This is a genomic window from Longimicrobiaceae bacterium, from assembly GCA_035696245.1.
GTDB lineage: Bacteria > Gemmatimonadota > Gemmatimonadetes > Longimicrobiales > Longimicrobiaceae > DASRQW01.
In genome coordinates this window covers 1-8,148 of the sequence record DASRQW010000395.1, presented here as the reverse complement: position 1 = coordinate 8,148, position 8,148 = coordinate 1, and the positions used below count along the sequence as shown (strand labels likewise).

General features: G+C 71.0%; 7 protein-coding genes. 2 read left to right on the top strand and 5 right to left on the bottom strand.

From position 1 onward, the window contains the following. A partial coding sequence (locus tag VFE05_17905; protein HET6231952.1) for a hypothetical protein occupies nucleotides 1-521 on the bottom strand: 521 nt, incomplete at its 3' end. 325 nt (nucleotides 522-846) lie between these two features. Here VFE05_17905 and VFE05_17900 point away from each other — a divergent pair. Next, nucleotides 847-2,418, top strand: a complete 1,572-nt coding sequence (locus VFE05_17900) for a 5'-nucleotidase C-terminal domain-containing protein (GenBank protein HET6231951.1) — start codon at nucleotides 847-849, stop codon at nucleotides 2,416-2,418. Between the two features lie 96 nt (nucleotides 2,419-2,514). Further along, nucleotides 2,515-3,162, top strand: coding sequence for a hypothetical protein (locus VFE05_17895; protein ID HET6231950.1), 648 nt, complete (start codon nucleotides 2,515-2,517; stop codon nucleotides 3,160-3,162). A gap of 341 nt (nucleotides 3,163-3,503) precedes the next feature. On the opposite strand, the gene VFE05_17890 is transcribed toward VFE05_17895, so the two are convergent. From VFE05_17890 to VFE05_17875, 4 genes are all read right to left on the bottom strand, one after another. Then, on the bottom strand, nucleotides 3,504-4,253 hold the full coding sequence (locus VFE05_17890) for a S8 family serine peptidase (protein HET6231949.1): 750 nt from the start codon (nucleotides 4,251-4,253) through the stop codon (nucleotides 3,504-3,506). 71 nt (nucleotides 4,254-4,324) lie between these two features. Then, the gene (locus VFE05_17885) at nucleotides 4,325-5,590 is read right to left on the bottom strand and encodes an efflux RND transporter periplasmic adaptor subunit (protein HET6231948.1); all 1,266 of its coding nucleotides are present in this window, start codon (nucleotides 5,588-5,590) and stop codon (nucleotides 4,325-4,327) included. Between the two features lie 10 nt (nucleotides 5,591-5,600). Next, a complete protein-coding gene (locus VFE05_17880; protein ID HET6231947.1) occupies nucleotides 5,601-7,412 on the bottom strand; it encodes a peptidase domain-containing ABC transporter in 1,812 nt (603 codons plus the stop codon). Between the two features lie 515 nt (nucleotides 7,413-7,927). After that, a complete protein-coding gene (locus VFE05_17875) occupies nucleotides 7,928-8,101 on the bottom strand; it encodes a hypothetical protein (protein HET6231946.1) in 174 nt (57 codons plus the stop codon). Between the last annotated feature and the right edge of the window lie 47 nt (nucleotides 8,102-8,148).

Below are 8,148 nucleotides of genomic sequence, written 5' to 3'. Positions count from 1 at the left end.
TAGAGCTGCCGCGTGACCACCCGCACGTCGGTAGCGGGCGGCGGCGCGGGCGCGTCCGCGCTGGTGAAGGCGATGCGCGACCCGTCCGGCGACCAGGCGAAGCCCTTCACCGCGCGGTGGCCCAGGAAGTGTTCGGTCGTGCGAACCAGCGCCAGGAACCGCGCGCTGTCCGCCGCCACGTCCCACAGCCAGATCCCGCTCCGCTCGCCTTGTCCGCCGCGGAAGGCGATGGTCCGCCCATCCGGCGACCAGCGGGGCGACGAGCCCGCCGTGAGCCGCCGCGTGCGGCCCGTAGCCACGTCCGCCAGCACGATCTCGGCCTTCGCGCGGTCGGCGGCGTAGTCCGTGGTCACCGCCGTGTACGCGACCTGCCGCCCGCTCGGCGAGAGCTGCGGCTCGGCCACGGCGCGCAGCAGCGACAGGTCCTCGAACGTCATCGGGTGCTTCTGCGCGGCGAGCGGCGGTGCGGCGGCCAGGGCCAGGACGAGCGCGGCGGCGAGCCGCGAACTGAGCTTCGGCATCGTGTGGGTTCTCGGGAGATGCGGGGCGTGCGGCGCGGCGGATGCGTCCGTGCTGAGATAAGCACCGATCCCGCATCCGGTCAAGCGTGCGGCTCTGTCTTCTGCCGGATGCATGTGGATGATCGGCCGAGGATTGGCTGAAGGACGACGGCCGACGGAGGGGCATCTGTGCCGATGCACATCACCCCGCCTCGCCTGATGCGGGGCGGGCTTGTCACTCCCCGCGGCCCCGCGTATCGTGTGAACGCCTGTTCTGCCGGGCGAGCGTAACCGCTGGCGAGACGCCGGACCGCCGCCCATCTCCCGACCCGCACACCCGATCCCGATGACCGCCCACCGCACGCCCATTCGCCGCATCGCCGCTGCCGCCCTGTTGCTCGCTTGCGCGGCCGGGCAAGCCGCGGCGCAGGGAAGCTTCCGCACCGAGTTCGCCGTGGTGCAGCTGAACGACATCTACCGCATCGACGCGGTGGCGGGCGGCGCGGCGGGCGGGCTGGGGCGCGTGTCCACCGTGGTGGGCCGGGTGAAGCGAGAGACCGGCGCGCCGGTGATGATCCTGCACGCGGGCGACTTCATCGCCCCGTCGCTGGAGAGCCGCTACTTCGGCGGCCTGCAGATGATCGATGCGATGAACTTCCTCAACGCCCGCGCGCCGCTGGTCGTGGTGCCCGGCAACCACGAGTTCGACGAGCGCCAGCCGGGCATGCTGGCCGCCGCGCTCGACTCGTCGCGCTTCCGCTGGCTCTCGGGCAACGTGCGCATCCACACCGGCGACGCCATGGCCGACGCGCGCGTGGGCACCGACACGGTGATGACGGTCGGCGGGATGCGCGTGGGCATCTTCACGCTCTCGTTCCTGGACTCGCCGCGCACGTACGCCACGCCCGACGACGACCGCGTGGCCGCCGCCGAGCGCCAGATCCGCGAGCTGGAGGCGCGCGGCGCGGACGTGATCGTGGGCCTCACGCACCTGGAGATGGCGCAGGACCGCCAGGTGGCCCGCCTGCACCGCACGCACCCCAAGTTCCTCTGGATCGCGGGCGGCCACGAGCACTACCTGGAGCGCGACGAGCTGACGGACAGCACCGCGCTCATCACCAAGGGCGACTCCAACGCCCGCCGCATCTGGAAGGTGTTCTTCGGCCGCGTGGCCGGCGCGCCGCGCGTGCGGGCCGAGGCGGTGGCGCTGGACAGCACCGTCGCCATCGACCCCGCGTACCGCACAGCGATCACCGAGAAGTGGGCCGCGCGCGTCCGCGAGAAGGTGCCGTTCTTCGACACGCGCATCGGCACCGCGGCCACCGTGCTGGACGGCACGGAAGAGACGGTGCGGAACGCCGAGAGCACCTGGGCGAGCTGGCTGGCGGACCAGATGCGCGGCGCCTTCCCGGACGCCAAGGCCGACCTCGCGTTCCTGAACGGCGGCGCGATCCGGGTCGACGACACGTTCACCGGCCCCATCCGCTGGGAGCACCTGGCGCGCAGCTTCGGCTTTCCCACGCGCGTGGGCCTGGTGTGGCTCACGGGCAGGGACGTGCGCGAAACCATCCTGGAGCGCTCGGTGTCCGGCGGGCGCGGCGAGGGGCGCTTCATGCAGGTGTCCGGCCTCAAGTTCCGCTTCGACCGCCGCCGGCCGGAGGGGCAGCGCGTGGTGGACGTGCAGGTGCAGAACGGGGATAGCTGGACGCCGATGGACGAGGCGAAAGTGTACGTTGTCGCCGTGCCGGACTACGCGTTCGGCGGCGGCGACGGCTACACCTTCCGCGAGCGGGCGTCGCGCACCGTGCCGCCCGGACCGGACGTGAAGTACCTCGCCTTCGACGCGCTCGCGGCCTCCTACGCCAAGGGCCAGCCCATCGCGCCGCGCATCGAAAGCCGCATCGTGGAGGTGAAGTAGACGCACGGAGGCCGCTCATCTACGGTAGATGCGCGGCCTCCCGTTCCTCCGCGGCTTCGGCGCCGCGGCACATCTCACCGGACCGCGTGGAGCCCGATGTCCAGCAACGCGTCAGAGTTCACCCCTAGCGACTTGGTGATCCTCTTCGGCGACCGCTTCGCGCCCGAGGCGGGCATCCTCATGCCGCGCGAGGAGGTGCTCACCAGCGGCAAGAAGATCGGCAACGAAGGCCTGGCCGTGGCCGCCGTGCGCGCCGCGCTGCTGGCGAACGAGCAGGCGGGCGCGATCCGGCTGGAGAAGGGGACGAAGAAGGTGATGTTCGGGCTGATGAAGAAGGAGACGATGAACGTCGTCGTCACCGGCTCGCCGCCCGCGTGGCCGCAGGGCTCGATGGAGGCTGCGGTCGCGAGCGCCGCCTCGCGCGGCACGCCGAACGTGGAAGAGCTGGTCGCCGCGCTGATCGTGAAGCAGCGCACCGACCCGTCCAAGCACCTGCTGGACATCGGCCGCATCGGCATGTCGCTCCGCGGCCTCCTCGCCGCCGAGGAGACGAAGAAGCTGAAGATCCTCACCACCATCAAGTACACGCTGCCCGACCCCGTCCGCGCCCGCCTCAACTCCGCCGACGCCGACGAGGTCAAGTCCATCCTCGACGCCGACGACCGCACCCGCCCCGACATCTCCCACGCCGTCACCAAAGCCATCAGGTCCTCCATCGCCGCGATGACAGAATCCAGCGAATGATGCGGAATCCGGGTAGATCGGCGTGCTGTCGCGGAGTCTCGCCGAAGCGATTCGACTATCGGTAGCAGCCCAAGCAGTTGGGCTTCGTGCCGTCGTAGCCCGCGGCTTTAGCCGCCAGGGCGATGGTGACCGCACCGATTCTCACGGATGTCGTATGAGATGAGCGGCTGCTGCCCGGACGCTCCGACTCGAACACCTGGTGTTGCAACGCGGGTTCGCCGCGAGGTCGTTGCGGAGGCGCACGCACCGCGTTCACCATGAACGAAAGAAGGGCCGACGTAGCGTGTCGGCCCTTCTTTCGTCATCCGTAGTACCGCGACCGTGCTGCGCGTTCCGTCCGCCTACCGCATCTGGTCTTCGGCGGACGCGGGCGCTGGCTCGCCGAGCGCGAACTTCGCCAGCATCTCGCGCACTTCCTCGATCGTCGCGCGGGGGTGGCGATGGCGGATGAGGGTGACGATGCCGGCGATGTTGGGGGCGGCGAAGCTGGTGCCGCTGCGGGTGACGCGGCCGCCGCCCAGATCCAGCACGCGCGCCTCCACGCCCCACGCCACGCACTCCATCGCGTCGTCCGGCCGGTACTGGTAGTCGAACACGCTGTCGAAGCGGCCCGCCGCCACGCCGATCACGTTCTCGAAGATCGCGGGATAGCTCCAGTCGCTCGCGTTGTGCCCGGCGGCGACGATGAGCGTGCCCTGGCGCCGCGCGGCCTCGCAGATGGCGTACAGCGGCCGCAGCGTCTCCTCCAGCAGCGTGCCGAGGCTGACGTTCACCACGTCCAGCTCCTGCTCCACCGCCCAGCGCAGCCCGGCCTGGAGCACGGAAGGCGACGTCTCCAGCTCGTGCCCGAACACGCGGATGGGCACGATCTCCGCCTGCGGCGCGATGCGGAGGATGAGGTCGGCGCAGGCGGTGCCGTGGCCGTTGCGGTCGTGGTCGTCGTCGTCGCGGCCCAGTGCCAGCTCGTCGGCCGGATCCACCAGGCCCACGCCGGGCACCACGCGCGGGTCGCCCAGCGTGCGGTCCCATCCGCTGTCGATCACGCCCACGCGCACGCCCTCGCCCGTGGGCGAGCCCAGCGCCTCGTCCACCCACGCGGGCCGGGGCGCCGGCGGCGCGGGTCGCCAGCCCGCCGCGGGCGCTGAGGTCTTCGCTCCCGGCGTCACGCGCGCCCCCGCAGCTGGTCGTGCAGGTAGTCCCACAGCAGGGTGATGATGCGCCCCGAGCGGGTGATGATCTGCCCCTGCACCGTGTAGCCGCGCCGGAACTTCTCCACGCCCATGCGCGCGAGCTGCTTCTGGTCCAGCCGCGCCACCACGCGGTACATGCCCATGCCCGTGGGCACCGCCGGCGCGGGCCCGCCGGTGCTGGTGGACTGGCCCGCGCCCACGGGTTCGGGGGCGACGAAGACGACGCTTCCGCGCAGCCGGTCCTCGTCTTCCGCGTTGAACGCCTGCACCTCCACCTGCACCGAGTCGCCCAGGCGGATCTTGTGGACGTCGCGCTCGGGGACGTACAGGTTGACGCGCCACTCGTCGAGGTCGGCCACCTCCAGCAGCAGCTCGCCCTCGCGCACGTACGAGCCGCCCAGCCGCTCGATCTGCTCGGTGAGCACCACGCCGTGCGTGGGCGACAGCACGGTGAGGCGCTGCAGCCGCTCGCGGGTGGCGCGGATCTGCGCGGCGAGCTGGTCCTCTTCGGTGCCCTTCTTCGCGCGGTCGAAGCGCTCCAGCGCCAGGATGTCGTTCTGCGAACTGGACAGGCGGGTCTCGGCCTCGGCCGCCTGCACCTCGGCGACGGCCAGGTCGATGCCCACGTGGCGGCCGGGGCGGTACACGGCGAGCAGCGAGTCCACGTTCGTGCCCGCGTCGTTCTCCACCATGCGCTGCCGCAGGGTGGCGCGCGCCGTCACCAGCCGCGCCTGCGCCTGGGCGGCCTTGTCGCCCTGCTGGCGGCGCTCCACCGGCGCGGCGCTGGCGGAGCGCCGCTGGTCGATCTGGGCGGCGCGGAGCTGCGCCTGCAATTGCAGCAACGTCGTCTCGAGCTGCAGCGAGTCGAGCTGCAGCACCGGCTGGCCCTTGCGCACCGTGTCGCCGGTGGCGACCAGAACGGAGTCCACGGTCCCAGGCTCGGTGGTGCGCACCGGCCACACGCGCACGGGCTCCATGCTGCCCGGCGCCTTCACGGTCACGTTCATCGACACCAGCGACGCCACCAGCAGGCCGGCGCCGACGATGGCGCCCAGCGTGCCCAGCGTCCACCCCACGGCGCCGTGCACGAACCCCGCGCCCGGCGACCCCGCCTCGTCTATGGTGGGCAGGCGCAGCACCAGCTTGGGTTTCTCGGCCGGTCCGGGGCCGGTCACGGGCACCCCGGGAGGGCCGCTCTTCTCGTGGCGCCGCGCGCGCGCGTCGGGCAGGCTTCGCATCTCCCGTCCCTCAAGGCTTCTGCGGGACCGCGCGCAGGCGGCGGCTCTCTTCTATGGGGCCGCCGCCGCCGTGCAGCAGGCGGTACGTCTCGTTGTCGCGCATCAGCTCGCCGTGCGTGCCGGTGCCCACCACGTGGCCGGCCTCGATCACGCAGATCTGGTCGGCGAGCGCGGCGGTGCCCACGCGGTGCGTCACGAAGATCACCGTCTTGCCCTCCAGCCGCCCGAACAGGTCGCGCAGGATCTCGGTCTCGGTCTGCATGTCCACGTTGCTGGTGGCCTCGTCGAGCAGCAGGATGGGCGTGTCGCGGACCAGCGCCCGCGCGATCGCCATCCGCTGCCGCTGCCCGCCGGAGAGCGTCGCGCCCCACTCGGCCACCGAGGTGCGGTAGCCGTTGGGCATGCTGGCGATCAGCGGCTCCAGCCGGCACAGGCGCACGGCGTCGTCCACCCGCTGCTGCGAGGGGTCGTCGGCGCCCAGCGTCAGGTTGTCCCAGATGGTGCCCTGCATGAGCGAGAACTCCTGCCACACCACCGACATCTGGCGGCGCAGGTCCGGGATCGACATCTCCGTGAGTGGCACGCCGTCCATGAAGATCTGCCCGCCCGTGGGCTCCTCCATGCGCGTGAGCAGCCGCAGCAGCGACGACTTGCCGGCGCCGCTGGGGCCCACCACCGCGGTGATGGTGCCGCTCTGGAAGTGCAGGTTCATCTCGTGGAGCACCCGCTTCTCGGGCGAGTAGCCGAAGCTCACGTCGCGCACACGCACGTCGCCGCGCACCACGTGGCGCACTGGCTCCGGGGGCAGGTACGCCTGCGCCGGGTCCTGCTCCACCGGCAGGTCCAGGTACTCGAACATGCGGCCCAGGCTCACCGCGCTCTGCTGGAAGTCCGAGAAGAGCGTGGTGAGCTGCGTGAGCGGGGTGTACAGGTAGCCCATGTACGCCGTGAAGGCGATGTAGTCGCCCAGCGTCATCTCCTGCTGGAGGATGAGGCGCCACGCGTACCAGGTGAACACCGCCGTGCCTAGCGCGCGGATCACCCCGTTCAGCATCCCGAAGACCTGGCCGTAGGCCCCGGCCTTAAGCTGCACCTGCAGGGCGTCCTGCATCTGCCGCTCGGCGCGCTGGTAGACGTAGTGCTCCAGCGCCAGCGACTTGAGCGTGCGCACGTGGCTGAGCACCTCGACCTGGAAGGCGCCCAGGTCGGCATACGCTTCCGCGCTGCGCTTCCAATACTTGCGCAGCACCCGCGCCGAGAAGGTCGTCACCAGCACCGTGAGCGGGATGGTGACCAGCGAGACGATGGCCAGCTTCCACTGCAGCAGGAAGAGGAACGGCGGCACCAGCAGCAGGTACGCACCGTTCACGAAGATGGTCTCGAAGACCTTGCTCACGCTGGCCAGCGAGTTCCGCACGTCGGCGAAACGGCTCATGATCTCGCCCACGCGGTGCTCGTCGTAGAAGCGGACCGTGAGGTGCTGCAGGTGGTTGAAGAAGAGCAGCCCCGTCGCGCTGGTGAGCATCGACGTGGTGTACGTGGTGAAGTACCCGCGGATCGCGCCCATCAGCGAGGTGGAGATGCTGATGGCCAGGATGCCGCCCACCAGCACCTGCATGAGCGTGATGTTGCGCGACGGGTACACCTGGTCGATGAGCAGCTTGGAGAGGTACGGCGTGATCATGCCGAACACGCCCAGGACCAGCCCCAGCGCCATGCCCTTGGCGAGCGGCGCCCAGTACTCGCGGATCAGGTGCAGCAGCCGCACGAACTGCTGGAAGGCTTCCCGGAGCGGGGGGATCTCGGCGGGAGTGGGGGGCATTCGGCGTCGCGTCTTCCGGAAGAGCTGCGGGCGAGCGGCCGGGCGGCGGCGGCTTCGACGTGGAAGCGCGGTCCATCCGGGCGAAGGTGCCGGTGCGGGAAGATGCGGCGCCGCGGCGCGCAATCCCGTTTTCGGCCAGCTTGTAATCTAACCAACTCCGCGCCCGTTGCCACCCCGCCAACCCCCGGCGAAGACACGCGATGCGCGGCAGATGAACCGTCGCCTCGCGCGAGCGCGACGGCCGCGCTTCGACGGCTGGGCAGGGGAGCACCTGCGTGTGCTCCCGCGGTTCGGACGCGACACCGCCAAGGGCAGCACTTTCGAGCGGAGGCGCCGGGCGACACGCAGGTCGTTGCCTACCGGTCCGCGGCCCGTGCGCGGTTCACCCACGGTGTACGCCGGCGTGCCGGTAGATCGACACGGTACGACGATTCGGTGGATGGACATTCGAGCCGCCGATGCGATGGCAGCGGCGGCTCGGTCCGTCTACGTGGCGCGGGCCGGACGGATGCTCGTCAGACCGCGGTGGCGATGCAGCCGTCGCCGCAGCTTCCGCCGCAGCTCACCAGGCAGATGCTCAGGTGCTCGGCGTCCGTCTCGTACGTGGCCGGCTCGAAGCTGCGCACCGGCTGCCGCACGACGAACGATTCCACGTGCAGCTCGTTGGGGTCCAGGACGTACCTGTTCATGGTTCTCCGACTCGGTCGTAAGATGGATGGGAGGGCGGATGCGGGGC